This is a genomic window from Kitasatospora sp. NPDC034533 (genome assembly GCF_055575155.1).
Genome location: NZ_JBVITE010000006.1, coordinates 160,648 through 178,726 on the forward strand (window position 1 = coordinate 160,648; position 18,079 = coordinate 178,726).

Here is an 18,079-nt window from a genome sequence, read left to right on the forward strand (position 1 = left end):
GGACGAAACGGCCGGGGCTTGCCCGGAACCGGGCAGGATCGCACTCCCGGGGTTCTCCGGGGTCAGTCCGCGATGGCCTCCAGCAGCGACTCCTGAAGGGCGCCCAGCCACAGGTACGCCATCACCAGCGGCTTGCGCTCGTCGCCGTCCGGCAGTTCGTAGAGGCCGTCCTCGTCGTCCTCGGTGACCTCCAGCCGGACGCCGACGGCCAGCCGCAGGTCGTTCAGCGCGCCCAGCCAGCGCAGGCAGTCGGGGGCGCCGAGCTTGAGCACCCCGCCCCCGTCGCCGAGGCCGTCCAGCGCCCGGACCACGAACAGGGCGTCGTCCCGCTTGCGGGCCCGCAGGTCCAGCTCGGTGAAGCGGCGGAACTCCCCGGACGCGAGCCTGGCCTCCTCGTCCTCCGGCTTCCGCGGATCGCCGTAGGCGTTCGGGAAGAGCCGGGCCAGCACCGGGTCGGCGGGCGCCTCGGTCGGGCCCTCGGCGAACAGCGCGGCCAGCGGGTCGCCGTCCTCCCCGCCCGGGCCGGGGCCGATCAGCTCCAGCAACTGCACTTCCAGCGAGCGCAGGATGGAGGCCTCCCACTCGTCCAGCGCGATCGCCGCGCCGCCACCGCCGGTGCTCTCGAACAACCCAGCCATCTGTATCGGTCAGCCCGTCTTCGTCGTCTTCGGTCGGGGGCGCCCCCGGTGCGGGACCGGTGGCCCCGCGCCGGTCGGCCCGGCGTCAGTCGTGCTGCAGCGTCGCCCAGAGGCCGTAGCCGTGCATCGCCTGGACGTCGCGCTCCATCTCCTCGCGGGAGCCGCTGGAGACCACCGCCCGGCCCTTGGTGTGGACGTCCATCATCAGCTTCCGGGCCTTGTCCTTCGGATAGCCGAAGTAGGCCTGGAAGACGTGCTGGACGTAGCTCATCAGGTTCACCGGGTCGTTGTGCACGATGGTCACCCAGGGCGTGTCCGGTTCGGCCACCGGTACCCCTTCGACCTCCGGGCGCTCGATCTCCGCGGGCGCGACACTCACGCCGGGTCCTCCTCGCTGGACAGTCGTCGGTAACCCCTCACGCCCCATGCTGCCATCCGGGGGACACCCGGGCGATTCCGGGCCCGCCCGCCGAACGAGAAATCGTCAGTCTGACGCTAAGTGGTAGTAGCATCATCTTCATGGACGCCACTTCAGTGCGCGCGGCCGGCTCGACCGCGCTGCTCACCGACCGCTACGAGCTCACCATGCTGCAGGCCGCCCTGCGCAGCGGGGCCGCGCACCGCCGCTCCGTCTTCGAGGTGTTCACCCGGCGCCTGCCGGGCGGCCGCCGCTACGGCGTCCTCGCCGGCACCGGACGGGTGCTCGACGCCGTGGAGGACTTCCGCTTCTCCACCGCCCAGCTCGACTGGCTGGCCGACCAGGGCGTGGTCGACGAGGACACCCTGCGCTACCTCGCCGACTACCGCTTCCGCGGCGACATCCACGGCTACCCCGAGGGCGAGGTCTACTTCCCCGGCTCGCCGCTGCTCACCGTCGAGGGCACCTTCGCCGAGGCGGTGATCCTGGAGACGGTGATCCTCTCGATCCTCAACTTCGACTCGGCCGTCGCGGCCGCCGCCTCCCGGATGACCGCCGCCGCCGGGGGCCGCCCGGTGATCGAGATGGGCGCCCGCCGGGCCCACGAGCGGGCCGCCGTCGCCGCCGCCCGCGCCGCGTACGTGGCCGGCTTCGCCGCGACCTCCGACCTGGAGGCCGGCTTCACCCACGGCATCCCGACCACCGGCACCGCCGCACACGCCTTCACCCTGGTGCACGACAGCGAGCGGGACGCCTTCGAGGCGCAGATCGCCTCGATGGGCCGGGGCACCACCCTGCTGGTCGACACCTTCGACCTGCGCGAGGCCGTGCGCACCGCCGTCGAGGTGGCCGGCCCCGAGCTGGGCGCCGTCCGGATCGACTCCGGGGACCTCACCCTGCTGGCCCACCGGGTCCGCCGCCAACTGGACGAGCTGGGCGCCGAACGGACCAGGATCATCGTCACCTCGGACCTGGACGAGTACGCGATCGCCGCCCTGGCCGCCGCCCCGGTGGACGGCTACGGCGTCGGCACCAGCCTGGTCACCGGCAGCGGGCATCCGACCTGCGCGATGGTCTACAAGCTGGTCGCCCGGGCCGAGAGTGACGGCGGGCCGATGGTGCCGGTGGCCAAGCGCGCGGCTGGCGGCAAGACCAGCATCGGCGGCCGCAAGTGGGCGGCCCGCCGGCCCGACGCCGACGGCGTGGCCGAGGCCGAGGTGGTCGGCACCGGGCCCGTCCCGGACGAGCTGCGGCCGTACCTGACGCAGGTGCCGCTGGTGCTGGGCGGCGAGACCGTCGGCCGGGAGCCGCTGAGCGCCGCGCGCGACCGGCACGTCCGCGCCCGCGCCGCGCTGCCGCTGTCGGCCACCCAGCTGTCCAAGGGCGATCCGGTGCTGCCGACCGAACTGGTCCTGCCCGCCGAGACGGGCCGCTGACCGGAGCCCGGGGGCCGGGCCACCGGACCGGCCCCGGGGCTTCCGCCTCCGCACGCCACTGCCTAGAGTCAACCGTAGAGTTCCCCGGAGTTCTCCGAGAACCCCCGCGCCGCGCCCGGCCCGGGCCGCGTACTCCCGAGGGCTCCCCCACCGGGGCGCCGCCTCCCGCGGGCCCCCGAGATCCGAGGATGCCAGCCATGCACCGGGCACTGATCGTCGTCGACGTGCAGAACGACTTCTGCGAGGGCGGCAGCCTGGCCGTCGCCGGCGGCGCCGAGGTGGCCGCCGCCATCACCGACCTGATCGCCGAGTCCACCCCCGCCTACCGGCACATCCTCGCCACCCGCGACCACCACATCGACCCGGGCGACCACTTCTCCGCCGAGCCGGACTTCGTCCACAGCTGGCCCCCGCACTGCGTGGCCGGCACCGAGGGCGTGGGCTTCCACCCCAACTTCGCGCCCGCCGTCATCTCCGGCGCGGTCGAGGCGGTCTTCGACAAGGGCGCCCACTCCGCGGCGTACAGCGGCTTCGAGGGGCTGGACGAGAACGACCGGAGCCTCGTCGAGTGGCTGCGCGAGCGGCAGGTCGAAGAGGTCGACGTGGTCGGCATCGCCACCGACCACTGCGTCCGGGCGACCGCGCTGGACGCCGTCCGGGCGGGCTTCACCACCCGGGTGCTGCTGGACCTCACCGCCGGGGTGAACCCGGAGACCACCGGTGCCGCACTCACGGAGCTGCGGGCGGCCGGGGTGGAGCTGGTCGGCGCGCCGGTGGTGCGTTCGTAGCGGCGCCTCCCGGCGTCTCCGGCGTCTCCGGCGTCTCCGGCGCTTCCCGGCGTCTCTGGCATCTCCCGGCGTCCGCCGGCTCAGACCACCAGCAGTTCCACCACGTCCGTCCCGCCGACCCGGTACGCCTCGCGCAGTTCGCCGCCGACGGCGTCCGGGTCGGCGGCGAGCCGGGCGCCGGAGACGTACACCACGCGGATGCCCAGGTACTCCATCCGGTGCTGGCCGCCGTGCACCCAGGCCGCCTCGCCCTCGCTCACGCAGCGCAGCTCCGAGTCCACCTCCACCGCGACGCCCCGCTCCGGCCAGTAGAGGTCCGGAACGGCGATGTACGTGCCGCCGCGCATCCGCAGCTCGGGGGCGCTCAGCGGGGCGGGCAGCAGCGCCTCGTCCACCAGACCGGCGACCCGGTCCAGCGACAAGTCCCTTTCGGCGGCCAGCAGTTCGTCCAGCGCGGCGCGCACCCGGGGGTCGCGGGTCAGCCCGGACTCGGCCAGCTCGGCCACCAACTCCCGTGCCGCGCAACGGTTCTCGCCCAGGGCCACGGCCTCGCGCAGCACCTCGCGCACCGGCGCCGGGCCGCCCGGCCGGGCCGTCCACTCGCCCAGCGCGTCCGCCACCGCCCGGGCGACCGGCGCGCAGGCCAGGCCGTGCACCGAGCGGGACTCCAACTCCCTTTCGGTGCGCCGGATCCGGACCTCGCCGACGTCCTTCAGCCGGCGCTGGCGGGGCACCAGGACGTCCACCCCGGTGACGGCGGGCAGCCGGGGGACGGTGGTGAAGCCGTACAGCGCCAGCGCGGCCGTACCGGTGATCACCGCGCCGGCGCGGCGCCCCTCCTCGCGGCCGTTCTGCGCCGCGTACAGCAGCGCGGCCCACATCCGCTGCTCCGGCGTGGGCTCGGCGGACTGCAACAGGTAGACCCGGGGCAGCAGTCGCTGCCAGGGGCCGCCCCGGCGACAGTGCTCGGTGATGATCCGGGCCGGCACGCCCCGGGCGCGCAGCTGGCTCGCGGTGACGACGTTCTGCTGACGCTTCGCCAGATCCTCCAGGGAGGGCGGCGGTGACGGAATCCGGTAGCTCATGCCGACACCATCCCCAACCGTCCGGACCCGCGACCGGGAGCCTGACGCACTGTTACTCAACCGTCGCGAAACCGGGATCAGCTCGCACTAAAGTCCTCATACCCTCACTCATTTGGAGTAATTGACGCTCATCAGGTTGTCATATGTGATCGAAAGCGATCGCCGACCTGGTCGCCTGACCCAGAGTGACCAAGGGCATACGGCGAGGGACCCTCCGGACGTCAATCCCGCCCCGGGGATTGCCTAGGCTTGCGTCATGTCACGTGACGAGACCGCAGGCCTCCGCGCGGCCCAGCTCCGCCTCGGCCGTCTGCCCGGATACGTCCGCCGCCCGGACCCGGCCCGCCGCAGCGGCGAGAAGGGCCATACGTACAAGAAGGGCTGGGAAGTCCGCTTCACCGCCCGCAGCGAGGCCGAGATAGCAGAGATCCGCGACCTGGTGGTCGCCGCCGGGTTCGCGCCGGCCAGGCCCTTCTTCAAGGGGCACCAACTCATCCAGCCCGTCTACGGCATGGCGGCCGTTCAGGCCTACCTCGCCGCTAGACAGGCGGCCGAGGAACACGCGGCCCGGGCCGCCCTCGGCCGTCGGCGACGCGCGTCGGGGGTGGCCACGGGGGGCCGCACGTCGGGGACGCACTCGTCCGGCGGGCACGGCGGCGGGGCGCACCCGTCCGGCTCGCACTCGCCGGGGACGCACGGGGGCGGGAACCTCACGGGCGGGGCCCGCGCCGCGGGTGCGGCGCACCGGGGCGAGCGCGAGGAGGCTGCCGCCGGAGCAGCTGCGGCGGCTGCGGCCGCGGCTGCCGCAGCCGCGCAGGCGGCCCGGCGGCGGGCCGTCGAAGCCTTCCCGACCCAGGTCGAGCGGGGCACCGCCGCCGACCGGATCTCCCCCACGGAGGCCCGGACGACCTCCTGACGCCCGACCGCTCCGGCGGCCGTCGCGCCCCGGCCGGTCCTGTGCGGGGCTTCCCGTGCGGGACTTCCCGCGGGCCTCCCGTGCGGGGCTCCCTCTGCGGGCTCCCGACCGGGTCGGCTCCGTCACGGCCGGGCCCGTTCAGGCCGCCGGGGTGTGGTCGACGTGCACGGTGGCGGCCAGCAGGCGCGGGACCGCCCGGATCAGCGCCTGCTCCGCCGCCTCGGCCACCCGGTGCGCCGCCACCACGGTGAGCGCACCGTCCACCACCACGTCCGCCTCGGCGCGCAGCGAGTGCCCGATCCACCGCATCCGCAGCGCGCCCACCCCGCGCACGCCGTCCACCGCGCGCAGCGCCTCCTCGGCGGCGTCCACCAGGCCCGGGTCCACCCCGTCCATCAGCCGCCGGCCGACCTCGCGCGCCGAGCCGCGCAGCACCCACAGGATCGCCGCCGTGATCAGCAGACCGACCAGCGGGTCGGCCCAGCGCAGGCCGAGCCCGGCCCCGGCCGCGCCGGCCAGCACCGCGAGCGAGGTCAGCCCGTCGGTCCTGGCGTGCACGCCGTCGGCGACCAGCGCCGCCGAGCCGATCCGGCGGCCGGTGCGGATCCGGTACCGGGCCACCCACTCGTTGCCCAGGCAGCCGACCAGCGCGGCGGCGGCCACCGCCACCAGGTGGTCCACCGGCCGGGGGTGCAGCAGCCGGTCCGCCGCGGTCACCGCGGTGAACACCGCCGAGGCCGCCACGGTGAGCACGATCGCCACCCCGGCCAGGTCCTCGGCCCGCCCGTAGCCGTAGGTGTAGCGGCGGTCGGCGGCCCGGCGGCCGAGCAGGAAGGCGATCCCGAGCGGGACGGCCGTCAGCGCGTCGGCCGCGTTGTGCACGGTGTCGCCGAGCAGCGCCACCGAGCCGGAGAGGACCACGATGACGGCCTGGAGCAGCGCGGTGGCGCCGAGCACCGCGAGCGAGGTCCACAGGGTGCGCAGCCCCTCGGCGGAGGCCTCCATGGCCCGGTCCACCCGGTCCGCCGCGTCGTGCGAGTGCGGGCGCAGGAGGTGGGCGAGGCGGTGGGGCAGCGCGGCGGGACGGCGGCCGGGGTGCCCGTGGCCCGGCCCGTGCGCGTGGCCGTCACCGTGGTGATGGCCGTGCCCCCGTCCGTGGTGATCTTCGGAGCGATCACGAGTGCGGTTGTGCGGGTGGTTGTGCGGGCGCAGGTTCGCGCCCTGGGCGTGGACGTCAGCCTCCATAGGCCCTACGGTGGCACATCAACCGCCTTGCAGCCATTGCCGTCCTACACCCTCTGACCAGCTGCGACGCGCTCGCAACTACGTCTCCCCCGTCACTGCGCAGCACTGCCCCGCCGACCTCCGGGCCGGCCCCCGCCCGGCAGCCCCGCCACCGCCCCGTACGCCGGTCTCCACCGGAACCGGACCGGTGGCGACGGGTTCCGGGCATTCCATCGGATTGGTCACCCAGCGCACCGAGGGCCTACCGTAGAGTGAGCACAGATGATCGACCGTCAGAAGTCCATCTCCCTTTCCGAGAAGCCGAGATGACCAACCGTCACCAGAGTCCCGCCGAGCCGCCCCCGGGGCCCGGCGAGCCAGCGGACGTACCGCTGGAGTTCACCGCGTTCTGCGAACTCCACCGCCCCCGGTACCTCAGCTACGCGCGCGTGTGGCTGACCGAGCACAGCAGCGCGGCCACCGCCGTCCAGCAGGCGTTCGCGGAAATCGCGGTGCACTGGCGGGAGTTGATGGGCAGCTCCAATCCCACCGCGCACGCCTGGGAGATCCTGCGCGGCACCGTCGCCGAGCACACCCGGCAGGTGACCGCCGCCCCGGACCGCCACCCGGCCGACGACGACCTGGCGATCCTGCACTACGTCGTCGGCCTCGCCGCCCCCGAGATCGCCGACGTCATCGGCACCGACGCCGCCAGCGTGGCCGGACGGCTGCGCCGCACCATGCTGCGCGAGGCCTCCGGCTGGTGACCCCGCGCCCCGCCGGGCCCCGCGACGGCCTCAGACCACCCGCTCGCCGGTCACGTCGACCAGGTGGTGCACCGGGTCGTGCACCAGGTACCTGGAGAACGACTCGACCGTGAACCGCGCCCCGTCGCTGCGGTTCCCGGTCCGGCCCCACTGCTCGCCGGCCACCGCGTCGAAGGCCGCGGCGAGCGTCTCGGCGGCCTCCGCCAGCTCCCCGGCCACCACCCTCGGGTCCTGCTCCCGGTAGCGCTCGGCGACGGCCGTCTCGTCCTGGTCCCAGTTGGGGAACAGCGGGCCGTCCTGCTCCAGCATCAGGCCCAGGCGGACGTGGAACAGCCGGAAGACGTCCCGGACGTGGCACGCGTACTCCAGGCCCGACCAGACCCCCGGCGCGGGCCGCCGCCGCAGGCCGTCCGCGTCCCCGGCCAGCACCTCCAGCCAGCCCCGCGCGTTGGCCCGGACCATCCCGGCGACGTCCTCCCGGGCCACCCTGGGGGTGTCCAACCCGCAGTCGGGGCAGGGGCGTTCCAGGACCCAGGTCCAGTCCTTGGTGTCCGGGACGATCTCCTCGTCGGTGGTGGGGGCTGCGGTCGGCGTGTTCTCAGGAGTGCTCATGGCCCCAGCATCTCCGCCGCCGGAGAGCCCCACCAGTGGCAGGAACGCCACCGGGCGCCGAAATACTGCCACGCACCCCGGCGCATCCACCCGGCGCACTCCTCCATCACGCGCCCCTCGCCCCGCGCGCACTCCAGCTCGGCGCGCGCCCGCACGCCGTCCGCCGGAACGAAAAGATGCCCGGCCGCCGGCACCGGCACCGCCCTCGCAGGCCGCGCCGGCCGGGCACATGGCGCTCCCTACGCGCGGAACGGCTCGCCTCTCACTGGTGCGTCCCCCCATACGGCGGCTGCCCGTACCCCTGCGCGGCCTCCCCCCGCCGCCGACGCCTCGCCCGGGCGACCAGCACCACGACGAGCACCACGGCGCCGACCACCACGACGACGCCGGCCCCCAGCCCGACCCAGATCCCGGTCGTGCTACCGCTCCCGCTGTCCCCTTCGGGAACCATGGGCTCCACGGAGGGCTCGTCCGTCTCCTCATCGGTGGGCGGCGGCGTCCCCTTCGCCTCCGGCCGGCTCACCAGCGGATTCTCCCGCGGCCCGTTGTCCACGGCGGGGTTCGCCTCCAGGGCCCTGGCCGGCGAGAGCAGGCCGTAGCCGTAGTGCTCGTCGGGCACCGCCGCCCCTCCGGCCGGCGGAGTCGCCGACTTGATCATCCGGTTGATGACCTGCCCGGCCGACAGGTTCGGATACTTGGAACGGATCAGCGCGGCGGTGGCCGAGACGTAGGCGGTGGCGTCCGACGTACCGCTTCCACTCGCATAGGCAGTCGGGGACTTCGCCGCCGCGTGGTTGATACTCACCCCGGGTGCCACGAGCGTCGTTTCGGGGCCCGCTGCGGACTGGCCCCATACCGCCCCCTTGGAGTCCACGGCCCCTACCGCCACCACTCCCGGGAAAGCGGCCGGGTACTCGACTCCCGTGCTTGACCCGCTGTTGCCCGCGCCGGCCACCAGCACGACATCCTTCGACACCGCGTAGTTGACGGCCTTCCTCAGCTGCGAGTCGAAGCGGTAGGACCCAGAGAGGGAGATGTTGACGACCTTCGCGCCGTGATCGACCGCGAAGCGAATCGCTTCCGCGAAGCCGTTCCGGTTCGCATCCGAGCCGTCCGAAGCAGCGGGATCGGACGGAGGACCGGAAGTGTCAGCGTCCGTCCTGACCCTCACCGGGAGGATCTTCGCCTTCGGGGCGAGCCCCATCACCCCTGCCCGATCTCCGTGCCCGTGGCCGGCGATCAGACTCGCCATCGCAGTACCGTGGCCGTCGCTGTCCACCCGCCCATCGGTCTTGCCATCAGAGAAGTCGGCGCCGGGAAGCACCTGTCCCGTCAGGTCCTGGTGGTCCTGGCTCACTCCCGTGTCGATCACCCCGACGACCACCCCGTCGCCCTGGCTGACCGGCCAGACCTTGGTCTCTGCCTCCAAGGACTTCAACGCCCATTGTTGGTCCCTGGTCTGGTCGGCCGAGGCCACGGGAACAGCCAGGCCCAGTGTCAGTACTCCGGCGGCCAGAGCCGCCGCATGCCTTGCCAACCGGCGGCTCGTCAAACCCGGTCACCCCACTCAGCGAGGCATCCCGCAAGTTGTGGACCTGCGGGATGCGATCAGATCACCCGTCCGTTCACGGACCGGTTTCATTCCACCACGTTCGGATTCGCGGGCTTGTCCGACGCCCAGGTCTCCTCGTCCTCGACGAGGTAGTCCGGCCGCTTGCCGTTCTTCTCCCGTTCCTTCTTGCGACCGTGCGCTCCGCCCATAGGGGCGCCCGCAGACATGCCGTTCGCGCCGGCGACGCCCGGTTCGCCCCTCAGCCGGTTTCTCGCGCCCAGTCCGGACCCGCCTTCCGTGAACGCCTGTCCGCCCCGCGCTCCCCCCTGCTTGGACCCCTCCCCCGAAGCCCCGCCAGGTCGTGCCGGAGATACCCCGCCCTGAGGGCCGTGGGGCGCTCCGCGACCCCCGGCACCGATGCCCGGGTAGACCTCACGAGCACCGCCCGGAGTGCTGCGGCCCCCACGCGCTCCGGCCCCTTCGGCCGCCGTCACGCCACCCGAGATCTCCTTACCACCGGGGGCCACCTTGCTCTGCCCGACGATCGGTCCGACCGGCGAGGCCGTCATGGGGCCCGTGGAACGGGGGACTTCAGACCCACTGACGCCTCCGACCGGCCCGATGACAGGGCCTCCGGACCTCGTCGGATTCAGCCCCGAGGGCTGTGCCCCGGCAAGCACCGGACTCGGCACGCTTCCGTTCGAAGGCGTCACCGGCCTGCCGGAGATGCCTTCGCCGGAACCATGGCCAGGAGCAACCGGTGACTTCGGCGGAGCTTGTGCCGTACCGCCCTTGATCCCCGGATCGGTCGGAGCGGATGCGCTCTTCGCCACTGGCCGGGGCGTCGTGGGCGGCTGGAACGTCCTAGAGCGCTGAGCGGACGGAACGGTCGTCACCCGTCCCGGAGTTCCCGCTGCGCCCAGCGAAGTGCCCGACACCATTGCGACTGCCGCTGCCGCTGCCCCAGTCGGGTCGTCCGTCGATCCGGTGTCGGGGGACTCGACTCGTTTCGGCCCCTTCGGGTCGTAGGGCGGCGGGGGCTTCAGGGCCGGGGTGGCGACGCGGTAGTGCATGGCGAGGGTCTGCATGACGGCGGCCGCTTCGGCCTTCTTGCGGTCGGCGATGGGGATGTGTTCGTCGTCGTCGCCGAAGAGGGCGTCGCCGACGGTGTCCTTGATCTGGTCCCAGTTGCCGGGTTCCTCGGGCATCTCGCGCTTGGCCCTGGCCATGGCCTCGGAGGTGCTGTGGAGGATGTTGGCCGCGTCGTTGGCGTAGGCGGCGGCGTTGTTGATGCTGGCGGCGAGGGCGAGCATGCGGGCGTGGAAGGCGTCGCTGGTGGTGCCCTCCCAGGCGGTGGCGGTTTCGGTGCTGGCGTTGGTGAGGGTCTGGCGGATCTGCTTGAGGGTGTCCGCGGCCTTGCGCCAGGGGTCGCCGGCGGCCATCACCGCGCCGGGGTCGAGGGCCTGCGCCATCTTGCGGAGCTGGGCGTGGCTGTACTTGGTGAAGTCGGTGTAGACCACGGCTGGTCGGCCTCCGTTCGGTTCCGGGCCGGCGGCGGCTAGCGGGTGGCGTTGCCGCGGTTGGACGGGGTGACGTTCTGCCGGGCCGCGGCCTGGCTGGTGGCGGAGGGGTCCGCGACGGACCAGCCGTCGTCGCCGAGCTTGAGCTTCGAGGCGGTGCGCTGGTCCTGCTCCTCGTAGTTGGTCGCGGTGAGGTCGGCCTTCAGCTGGGCGTCGTTCACGGCTTCCTGGAGCTGGTTGAGGACGTCACGCAGGGCGTCCCGCATGGTGCCGTAGCGGCCGTGGAACTCGGTGGCCTCGGCGAAGGTCCCGAAGGCGGACTTGCCGATGCCGCTGCGGCCGTGCGCGTCGGTGCCGTCGGCGTGCTTCTGGAAGTCGGCGAGCAGCACCCGGACCTGACCGGCGAAGGTGCGGAGCTGTTCGATCTCGATGCGGTAGCCCTGCCCGGTCCCACCGGTGGAACCGGTGCCCGCGCTCCCTGCTCCCATGTGTCGGCGCCTCCCCCGTGCGTCCGTCCCTGGCGGCCGGGGCCGGGCCCCGGTGTCTCATGTCTAACACACGGGGCCCGAATCCCGCCCGGGACAGGGTCAGTTCGCGGTCGTCCCGGCGCGCTGGGCGTCGGCGAGGGCGCGCCGGCAGAGCGAGTCGGCGTGCCGGGTGGTCTCGGGGAGGCGGTAGTGGCGGGCGAGGTCGAGGGTGGTGCGGACGGCGGTGTCGAGGCCGATCCGGTGGCCGACGGAGACGAAGACGGGCTTGACGCCGGCCCTGGTCCGCACCGCGCGGCCGACCTCCTCGCCGGTGGCGGGATCGGTGAGCGGGGTCCAGGAACCGCGCGGCGCGGCGGGTTCGTGGTGGTCGAAGGCGAAGGGGGTCTTGGCGACGCCGAGGGTGCGCAGTCCGGTGAGGACGCCGAGGTGACTGGCGAGGCCGAGGCGGCGGGGGTGGGCGAGGCCGTAGCCGTCGCAGACGACGGTCTCGGGAGTGCGGGTGAGCGCGGCCAACGCGTCGAGGACGGCGGGGAGTTCACGGAAGGCCAGCAGTCCGGGGACGTACGGGAAGACGATCCGGCCGACGGCGGTGGCCTGTTCGACCACCTCCAGGGTGTCCCGGTCGAGCAGGACCGCCGCGGCGGCGACGAGGTCGCGGTCGTCGTCGTACGCGACGTCCACGCCGGCGATCAGCCCGCCGGTGGCCGGTTCGACGGTGGCCGGTTCGCCGGGGGCGGGCTCGTCGTCGTGGGCCTGGACCAGCGGGCGCAGCCGCTGCTGTTCGGCGAGCGCCTCGGCCTCGGTGGTGGGCCAGTCGGCGGGGATGGGCATGGTGGTGGTCCCCCCGGGGGTGTGCTGGTGCGTGCTGCCGTCAGGTTCCGGTTCACCGTACCGACCGGGGCGGACGACCCCGTGGTGAGCCCGTGCGCCCCCTGTGCTCCCGGCTCCGGGGTCTAGCCTGGACGTGCCCGACTCCCCTGCGGGGCAGGGCCGCTGGAACCGGTACCGCTCCCGCCCGTTCCCCCCGACGTGCGAAGGACTCCCCGCCATGCCCCGCCCCTCCGCCGCCCAGGTCTGCCTCGGCTCGGGCACCGTCGTCGCCACCACGGTGGCACTGCTGGCTGTCTCGGGCGCCTCGGGCGTGCCGGTGGTCGCGGTGCTGGTGGTGTTCGCGCTGGTGCTCGGCACCGTGGTGACGGTGCTCTCGATGTCCGCCACCTCGGCCGGGGCCGCCGCCACCGAGGCGGCCCCGGCGGCCCCGACGGCCTCGCCCGAGGCACCCCATCCCGCCACCGCCGCTGCCGCCACTCCCGCCACCGCTCCCGGTCAGGCGTACGCCCGGCAGCGCTGACCCGCCGCCGGGCGAAGGAGCGTCCCGTGCCGCCGCTCAGACCTCCGTGGTGACCACCACGGTCTTCGCGGCCTTGTCGTGCAGGCACTGCCGGTAGGGCCGGTCGAAGACACCGAAGAACCCGTCGACGACCCACCAGAGCGCGGCGCAGCAGACCACGGCCGGGAGGATGAAGACCGCGGCGCGGGTCCAGGCGGCGGACGGGGTGGGCTTGTTCCCGTCGGCGAGCATGGCGACCCGGATCTTCATCGCCTTCCTGCCGAGGGTCTGGCCGTCCCGGCTGAGCATCAGGGCCTCGTAGACGAGGTAGACGAGGCAGCCGAGCCAGAACGCCTCGGTCGAGCCGTTGCGGGTGCTGAGGTCGCTGAAGGGCCCCACGACGACCACGCCGATGATCTGCACCAGGACGTAGTCGATCAGCCGGGCGAGGATCCGCCTGGGCCAGGTGCCGATCGGCGGCATGCCGGGGATGGGCCCGGCGCCGGGGGTGCCGTACGCGCCGGGGCCGTAGCCGGTGCCGTGGCCGGGCGGGGGCTGGTCGTACGGGGGCTGGCCGGAGGGGTACTGGCCGTACGGGTCCTGGCCGTACGGGGTCCCGCCGTAGCTGCCCGGGTAGGCGCCCGGGCCCTCGGGCGGCCTCTCGGACGGCCTGTCGGACGGGGTCGGGCCCGACGGCTCGCCTTCCGGCGTGCCGCCGCCCGGCTGCGGGGGCTGCTTGTCGAAGGAGGGCTTGCCGCCCCCCTCCGGCTGGGGGCCTGAGGGGTCGTGGGTGCTCATGTCCCCGAGTAGAACATCACACATTCTCTACGCTCGGGACATTTTGCCCGTTTTGCCCCTGCCCTGATGCCCGCGAACCGACGAGGAGCCGACGGGCCGACGGGCTTTCAGTCCCGCACCACCCGGGTCCGGGCCGCGCGGTCCTGCCAGCCGCGCCGGGCCCTGCGGTCGAACACCGGCCAGACCAGTCCGAGCAGCAGCACCGTGCCCAGTTGCCGGACGGCCCACCGGAGCAGCGAGCGGCCGAGGCTCGGCCCGGTCCGGGTGGCCGGGGCGGCGGCGTCCACCACCCGGATCCGGGCCAGCCGCTTGCCGAAGGTCTGCCCGGTGCGGGCGATCGGCAGCACCTCGTAGAGCAGGCCGACGAACAGCAGGATGCCGATCAGCACGGCGGCCTTGCCCAGCACCACGTCGTCCACCAGCCAGACCTGGATCTGGCGCCGGGTGAGCGCGCTGGTCATCCGGGCCTGGTCGACCTTCTGATGGAGGTGGTCGGTCACCGAGCGGCCGAGCGGGATCCCGGCCGCGGCCGCGACCACCAGCAGCACGGCGGTGTCCACCGCTCGTGCCGCCAGCCGGCGGCCCAGCCCGGCCGGCTCGACGGCTCCGGCCGCCCGGACGGCCCGGGAGGCCGCGCGGGCCGGGACGGTGGCGGTGGCGGACGGCCGGGGCTGGACGGCGGTCTCCCGGACCGTCCGCACGGCGGGCAGCGGGGCGGCGGGCACGGCGACGGCCGCGGCCGTGGGCCGCGGGGCAACGGGAACCGGGGCCCGGTCACGGCCCGAAGCGGCCTCCCCGCCCACCACCGGCACCGGCCCCGAGGCCAGGACGGCCGACACCGGGGCCTCGCGCGCCTGCGCCTCGCGCACCTGGGTGTCCCGCACCGCCGTCGCGACGGCGGGCGCGCCGACAGCACCGGCAGCACCGGCGTCGGCGTCGGCGTCGGCGTCGGCGTCGGCGGCGGCGGCGGCGGCGGGTTCCACGGCAGCCGGAGCTCGCTCCGTTCCCCCACGCCCCTCCTGCGCATCGGCCGCCTCCGGAAGCACCCCCCAGGAGACCCAACGCGGCGCACCGCCCGTCTCCATCAGGCCCCGCTGGGCCCGCGGATCGGCCTGCCATCCCGACTCCCCGGGCGCCGGATCCGGACCCGGGGCCGGAACCGGAACCGGGGCCGGAACCGGAACCGGGGCCGGATCCGCAATCGGTTCCGAAATCGGGGCCGGGCCCGAGGCCCGGATCGGGGCCCGCAGCGGATCCGGGGCCGGATCCGGGGCGGCGGCCGCAGCCCCCGCGAAGCCCGGCAGCGGCCCGGTCGCCTCCACCGTCCGGAACACCGGCCCGCCGATCACCTCCGCCACCCGCGGCCCGAGCACGAAGGAAGCCCCGCCCGTGGTCTGGTCGAAGTACACCGGCCCGGTGTCACCGCCATCCGCCGGCGGCCCACCCGCCACCACCTCCGGCACCGCCGCCGGCCCGGGGTCCATCACCGGGTCCACCACCGGCGGGTCCACCACCGGCGCCGGGTCCACCACCACCGGCGCCGCGTCCGCCACCGGCGGCGGCACCGCCCGCGCCGGTGGCCCGTCCGGAGCGGGCCGCCGGGTCGCGTAGCGGGGCGGCTCCAGCACCTCGCCGGCGGCCGGCGCGGGCCGGCTGGTGCCGGGCACCCAGGCCGAGCCACCCCAGTACCGGACGAAGCCGGGGATCGAGGGATCGGGGTAGTAGCCCGGCTCGGGCGCGACGGCCGGGTCGCCGTCGGCGGCGAAGGGGCGGTCCGTCATGGGGGTCTTCTTTCCTGGCAGGTCCTGACGAGGGCGGCGCGGCCGGGCGGCCCGACCGCCGCGGACGCGTCCGCCCAGCGCGTACGGCCCGGCGCGCGCCCGGAACCCGGCACGTGTGGGGGCAGCGCCGATGGGCGGACAGTCGCCGGGCAGTCACAAAGGGTAGTACCTCGCCGGAGCCGGGACGGAAAGTTCGCGATTCCCCGGACACCGAAGGGTCGCTCACGGTAGGGAGCCCGGCGCGCGGCGCATTGTCGCGCGCCCTGCCGCCCGCTGTTCACCACTGCTCACCACCTCTCACCAAATTTCCCGGAGAAATCCCGGAAACGTGTGTAAGAGCCGGTGCGGACCGCCCTCTCAAAGGTCACAGGGCCCGGAACCGGGCACCGCCCGGAGGAAGAGAGGAAGACGATCATGGAGCGTCCCGTCAGCGTCGTCGAACACGAGCTGGAGCTCAACCTGGTGCTCTCGCCGGAGCACAGCATCCCCGTCCCGGCCCGGCTGTCCTACGGCAGCCACGACCCGTACGCGGTGTACATCACCTTCCACCTGGACACCGGCTCCCCGGTGACCTGGGTGTTCGCCCGGGAGCTGCTGGTCGAGGGCACCTTCCGCCCGTGCGGCCAGGGCGACGTGCGGATCTGGCCGACCCGCTCGGGCCGGCGCAGCGTGCTCTGCCTGGCGCTGAGCTCGCCCGCCGGGGACGCGCTGCTGGAGGCTCCCCTGCCGGTCGTCGCGGCCTGGCTGGAGCGGGCGCACCGGCTGGTCCCGCCGGGCAGCGAGCTGGGCGTGCTGGACATGGACGGCTCGCTCGCCGAGCTGCTCGCCTAAGCGTGCGCCGGAGCGCGCACCGGCGCGTACGGCACCAGGGGCGCGAACGGGAGTTCGGGCACGCCCCCACCCAACGGTCCCACCCCGAGGAGCGGGACCACCCGAACGAGCGGAACCGGAAGGAAGCAGGAGCGGTGCCCCCGCCGGCTCAGCGGGCCGCGGGGGCCTGCTGACGACCGCGGGCGGCGTCCGGGCCGCCGCCGTCGCGCTGTCCGGGCAGCCGGACCAGCGGCGCGCCGGCCGAACGCCGCCGGGCCCTTATCCGGATCGCGGCGGCGAGCAGGAAGCAGAGTCCGACCCACGGGTAGACCGAGGTGGGCAGCTGCCGCCACGGTGACAGGTCGAGGACGGCCGAGCCGACCGGCTTCGCGGCCCACATCGCGAAGGACAGGAAGGCGACCAGCGTCGCCCAGAAGGCCGCCCGCCAGCGCAGTCGGCGCACACCGGCCGGGCGGGCGTGCTCCACCGAGGCCTCGGCGGCGAGCAGGACGAGCATCGGCACGCACCAGACCCAGTGGTGGGTCCAGCTGATCGGCGAGATCAGCACGGCGGTGACGGCCGCACAGCAGACGCCCCAGGCCTCCGCCCGGGGCAGCCAGCGGCCGCTGCGCGCGGCCCAGGCGGAGACGGCGAGGCCGGCCAGCGCGACCAGGCCCGCCCCGACGGTGGCGAGGGTGCCCGGCTCGGTGGTGTGCAGCAGCCGGGCGAAGGCGCCGCGCAGCGACTGGTTGTCGACGATCCAGGTCTTGCCGACCCGGGAGGAGTCGTAGAGGTACTCGGTCCAGAAGCCCCGGGTGGCGTCGGGCAGGACGAGCGCGCCGAGCAGGAACGTGGCGAGGAAGGTGAAGCCGGCCACGAAGGCGGCCCGGATCCGGCCGGTGATCAGCAGGTAGACCGCGAACAGGCCGGGAGTGAGCTTGATGCCGGCGGCGATGCCGATCGCCACGCCCTTGCTCCGCTTCCCGTCCGGGCGGGTGAGGTCCCAGAGGATCAGGCAGGCCAGCGCGAGGTTGATCTGGCCGTAGCGGAGCGTGGTGAAGACCGGTTCCAGCCAGACCCCGAGGCCGGTCACCAGGACCACGCCGACCGCCCGCAGCTCGCGGCGCGGCCAGCCGGCCAGTTTGAAGGACAGGTGGGTGAGCAGGGCGAGCAGCCCGACGTTGCCGAGAGTGATCGCCACCCGGAGGAAGGGAACCGGGAACCAGGTGGTCGGGACGAACAGCATCGCCGCGAACGGCGGGTAGGTCGCGGGCAGGCTCCACTCGGTGACGCGCAGCGCGTACAGGTCCTTGCCCTCGGCCACGGCGGCGCCCTCGGCCCGGTAGACGATCATGTCCACCATCGAGGTGTGGACGAAGTGGCGGACCACCGCGTACACCAGCAGGGACAGCAGCGCCACGGCGGAGGCGGCCAGCAGCGGGCGGCGGGGGGCCTCGCGCAGCGCCCGGACGGGAGCGCCGAGCGCGTGGCGCAGCCGGTCCGGCAGGGGGGCGGGCGAGGGGGCGGGGGCGGTCCGCACCGGGCTTCGCTCGTCTTGCACCGCTGTCACTGTCCACTCCGTCCACCACTCGGCCAACCAGCGACGATACCGGATGCCGCCCGGCGGGCCCGGAGTGATTCGACTACGCATCGTGACGAAAGTGGCTCTGACCGGCCGGGCTCCGAAGGGCGGGGCACGGCCGACCGGAGGACGACGGCGCGGTGCCGGAGGCCAACGGCGCGGGCGCGGCGGACAAGCCCCACAGGAGAACCCCCAGGGGAACGGCCCGCAGGAGAGCAGCCCGCAGGGGAACGGCCCGCCGGAGAGCAATCCGGAGGACAACGGCCCGGAGCCGCCGGGTGAAGCGAGGAGTCCACGAAGAGCGCGAAAGCCGGCCCCGGCGCCGACCGGGGGA

The 18,079-nt window shown here is 74.3% G+C and carries 18 protein-coding genes; 6 read left to right on the forward strand and 12 right to left on the reverse strand.

Annotated elements, in window-relative coordinates; all coding sequences use genetic code 11:
- Window positions 1-62: 62 nt before the first annotated feature.
- On the reverse strand, window positions 63-638 hold the full coding sequence (locus tag ACZ55U_RS07045; protein WP_465523253.1) for a DUF2017 domain-containing protein: 576 nt from the start codon (window positions 636-638) through the stop codon (window positions 63-65).
- An 85-nt stretch (window positions 639-723) separates the two neighbouring features.
- Window positions 724-1,017: an ATP-dependent Clp protease adapter ClpS gene (clpS, locus tag ACZ55U_RS07050; RefSeq protein ID WP_465523255.1), complete on the reverse strand. Its 294-nt coding sequence runs from the start codon at window positions 1,015-1,017 to the stop codon at window positions 724-726.
- A 140-nt stretch (window positions 1,018-1,157) separates the two neighbouring features.
- Between clpS and ACZ55U_RS07055 the strand changes: the two genes are divergently transcribed.
- Window positions 1,158-2,492, forward strand: a complete 1,335-nt coding sequence (locus ACZ55U_RS07055; RefSeq protein ID WP_465523257.1) for a nicotinate phosphoribosyltransferase — start codon at window positions 1,158-1,160, stop codon at window positions 2,490-2,492.
- Between the two features lie 197 nt (window positions 2,493-2,689).
- Window positions 2,690-3,280 (forward strand): isochorismatase family protein, encoded by a 591-nt coding sequence (locus ACZ55U_RS07060; protein ID WP_465523259.1) that lies wholly within the window; start codon window positions 2,690-2,692, stop codon window positions 3,278-3,280.
- Window positions 3,281-3,360: 80 nt separating this feature from the next.
- On the opposite strand, the gene ACZ55U_RS07065 is transcribed toward ACZ55U_RS07060, so the two are convergent.
- On the reverse strand, window positions 3,361-4,365 hold the full coding sequence (locus ACZ55U_RS07065; RefSeq protein WP_465523261.1) for a hypothetical protein: 1,005 nt from the start codon (window positions 4,363-4,365) through the stop codon (window positions 3,361-3,363).
- A gap of 256 nt (window positions 4,366-4,621) precedes the next feature.
- Between ACZ55U_RS07065 and ACZ55U_RS07070 the strand changes: the two genes are divergently transcribed.
- On the forward strand, window positions 4,622-5,281 hold the full coding sequence (locus ACZ55U_RS07070; RefSeq protein WP_465523263.1) for a hypothetical protein: 660 nt from the start codon (window positions 4,622-4,624) through the stop codon (window positions 5,279-5,281).
- A 138-nt stretch (window positions 5,282-5,419) separates the two neighbouring features.
- On the opposite strand, the gene ACZ55U_RS07075 is transcribed toward ACZ55U_RS07070, so the two are convergent.
- Complete coding sequence (locus ACZ55U_RS07075; protein ID WP_465523265.1) at window positions 5,420-6,526, reverse strand: cation diffusion facilitator family transporter; 1,107 nt, start codon at window positions 6,524-6,526, stop codon at window positions 5,420-5,422.
- A gap of 305 nt (window positions 6,527-6,831) precedes the next feature.
- Between ACZ55U_RS07075 and ACZ55U_RS07080 the strand changes: the two genes are divergently transcribed.
- Window positions 6,832-7,272 carry an RNA polymerase sigma factor gene (locus ACZ55U_RS07080; protein ID WP_465523267.1) on the forward strand — a complete coding sequence of 147 codons (441 nt, stop codon included), beginning with the start codon at window positions 6,832-6,834 and terminating at the stop codon, window positions 7,270-7,272.
- A gap of 30 nt (window positions 7,273-7,302) precedes the next feature.
- On the opposite strand, the gene ACZ55U_RS07085 is transcribed toward ACZ55U_RS07080, so the two are convergent.
- The 5 genes from ACZ55U_RS07085 to ACZ55U_RS07105 all read right to left on the reverse strand — a co-directional run bounded on the left by ACZ55U_RS07085 (window position 7,303) and on the right by ACZ55U_RS07105 (window position 12,275).
- The gene (locus ACZ55U_RS07085) at window positions 7,303-7,884 is read right to left on the reverse strand and encodes a DinB family protein (RefSeq protein ID WP_465523269.1); all 582 of its coding nucleotides are present in this window, start codon (window positions 7,882-7,884) and stop codon (window positions 7,303-7,305) included.
- A gap of 262 nt (window positions 7,885-8,146) precedes the next feature.
- Entirely contained in the window at window positions 8,147-9,361 is a 1,215-nt protein-coding gene (mycP, locus tag ACZ55U_RS07090) for a type VII secretion-associated serine protease mycosin (protein ID WP_465523271.1), read from the reverse strand.
- Window positions 9,362-9,522: 161 nt separating this feature from the next.
- Window positions 9,523-10,956 carry a WXG100 family type VII secretion target gene (locus ACZ55U_RS07095; RefSeq protein ID WP_465523273.1) on the reverse strand — a complete coding sequence of 478 codons (1,434 nt, stop codon included), beginning with the start codon at window positions 10,954-10,956 and terminating at the stop codon, window positions 9,523-9,525.
- A 38-nt stretch (window positions 10,957-10,994) separates the two neighbouring features.
- Window positions 10,995-11,444: a hypothetical protein gene (locus ACZ55U_RS07100; protein WP_465523275.1), complete on the reverse strand. Its 450-nt coding sequence runs from the start codon at window positions 11,442-11,444 to the stop codon at window positions 10,995-10,997.
- A gap of 99 nt (window positions 11,445-11,543) precedes the next feature.
- A complete protein-coding gene (locus tag ACZ55U_RS07105; protein ID WP_465523277.1) occupies window positions 11,544-12,275 on the reverse strand; it encodes an endonuclease V in 732 nt (243 codons plus the stop codon).
- 217 nt (window positions 12,276-12,492) lie between these two features.
- On the opposite strand from ACZ55U_RS07105, the gene ACZ55U_RS07110 reads away from it, so the two are divergent.
- Window positions 12,493-12,795: a hypothetical protein gene (locus tag ACZ55U_RS07110; RefSeq protein ID WP_465523279.1), complete on the forward strand. Its 303-nt coding sequence runs from the start codon at window positions 12,493-12,495 to the stop codon at window positions 12,793-12,795.
- A gap of 36 nt (window positions 12,796-12,831) precedes the next feature.
- Here ACZ55U_RS07110 and ACZ55U_RS07115 read toward each other — a convergent pair whose 3' ends face one another.
- Window positions 12,832-13,572 carry an RDD family protein gene (locus ACZ55U_RS07115; protein ID WP_465523281.1) on the reverse strand — a complete coding sequence of 247 codons (741 nt, stop codon included), beginning with the start codon at window positions 13,570-13,572 and terminating at the stop codon, window positions 12,832-12,834.
- A 107-nt stretch (window positions 13,573-13,679) separates the two neighbouring features.
- Window positions 13,680-15,353 carry an RDD family protein gene (locus tag ACZ55U_RS07120; protein WP_465523283.1) on the reverse strand — a complete coding sequence of 558 codons (1,674 nt, stop codon included), beginning with the start codon at window positions 15,351-15,353 and terminating at the stop codon, window positions 13,680-13,682.
- A gap of 414 nt (window positions 15,354-15,767) precedes the next feature.
- On the opposite strand from ACZ55U_RS07120, the gene ACZ55U_RS07125 reads away from it, so the two are divergent.
- Window positions 15,768-16,184, forward strand: coding sequence for an SsgA family sporulation/cell division regulator (locus tag ACZ55U_RS07125; protein ID WP_380695356.1), 417 nt, complete (start codon window positions 15,768-15,770; stop codon window positions 16,182-16,184).
- A 148-nt stretch (window positions 16,185-16,332) separates the two neighbouring features.
- On the opposite strand, the gene ACZ55U_RS07130 is transcribed toward ACZ55U_RS07125, so the two are convergent.
- Window positions 16,333-17,724, reverse strand: a complete 1,392-nt coding sequence (locus ACZ55U_RS07130; RefSeq protein ID WP_465523285.1) for a glycosyltransferase 87 family protein — start codon at window positions 17,722-17,724, stop codon at window positions 16,333-16,335.
- Between the last annotated feature and the right edge of the window lie 355 nt (window positions 17,725-18,079).

What these genes read in the sequence shown, in the direction of transcription:
- ACZ55U_RS07075 (WP_465523265.1), bottom strand. Translation starts at nt 6,526, where the DNA reads ATGGAGGCTGACGTCCACGCCCAGGGCGCGAACCTGCGCCCGCACAAC.
- ACZ55U_RS07115 (WP_465523281.1), bottom strand. Translation starts at nt 13,572, where the DNA reads ATGAGCACCCACGACCCCTCAGGCCCCCAGCCGGAGGGGGGCGGCAAG.
- ACZ55U_RS07085 (WP_465523269.1), bottom strand. Translation starts at nt 7,884, where the DNA reads ATGAGCACTCCTGAGAACACGCCGACCGCAGCCCCCACCACCGACGAG.
- ACZ55U_RS07080 (WP_465523267.1), top strand. Translation starts at nt 6,832, where the DNA reads ATGACCAACCGTCACCAGAGTCCCGCCGAGCCGCCCCCGGGGCCCGGC.
- ACZ55U_RS07100 (WP_465523275.1), bottom strand. Translation starts at nt 11,444, where the DNA reads ATGGGAGCAGGGAGCGCGGGCACCGGTTCCACCGGTGGGACCGGGCAG.
- ACZ55U_RS07060 (WP_465523259.1), top strand. Translation starts at nt 2,690, where the DNA reads ATGCACCGGGCACTGATCGTCGTCGACGTGCAGAACGACTTCTGCGAG.
- ACZ55U_RS07125 (WP_380695356.1), top strand. Translation starts at nt 15,768, where the DNA reads ATGGAGCGTCCCGTCAGCGTCGTCGAACACGAGCTGGAGCTCAACCTG.
- ACZ55U_RS07045 (WP_465523253.1), bottom strand. Translation starts at nt 638, where the DNA reads ATGGCTGGGTTGTTCGAGAGCACCGGCGGTGGCGGCGCGGCGATCGCG.
- ACZ55U_RS07120 (WP_465523283.1), bottom strand. Translation starts at nt 15,353, where the DNA reads ATGACGGACCGCCCCTTCGCCGCCGACGGCGACCCGGCCGTCGCGCCC.
- ACZ55U_RS07105 (WP_465523277.1), bottom strand. Translation starts at nt 12,275, where the DNA reads ATGCCCATCCCCGCCGACTGGCCCACCACCGAGGCCGAGGCGCTCGCC.
- ACZ55U_RS07055 (WP_465523257.1), top strand. Translation starts at nt 1,158, where the DNA reads ATGGACGCCACTTCAGTGCGCGCGGCCGGCTCGACCGCGCTGCTCACC.
- ACZ55U_RS07110 (WP_465523279.1), top strand. Translation starts at nt 12,493, where the DNA reads ATGCCCCGCCCCTCCGCCGCCCAGGTCTGCCTCGGCTCGGGCACCGTC.
- ACZ55U_RS07065 (WP_465523261.1), bottom strand. Translation starts at nt 4,365, where the DNA reads ATGAGCTACCGGATTCCGTCACCGCCGCCCTCCCTGGAGGATCTGGCG.
- ACZ55U_RS07070 (WP_465523263.1), top strand. Translation starts at nt 4,622, where the DNA reads ATGTCACGTGACGAGACCGCAGGCCTCCGCGCGGCCCAGCTCCGCCTC.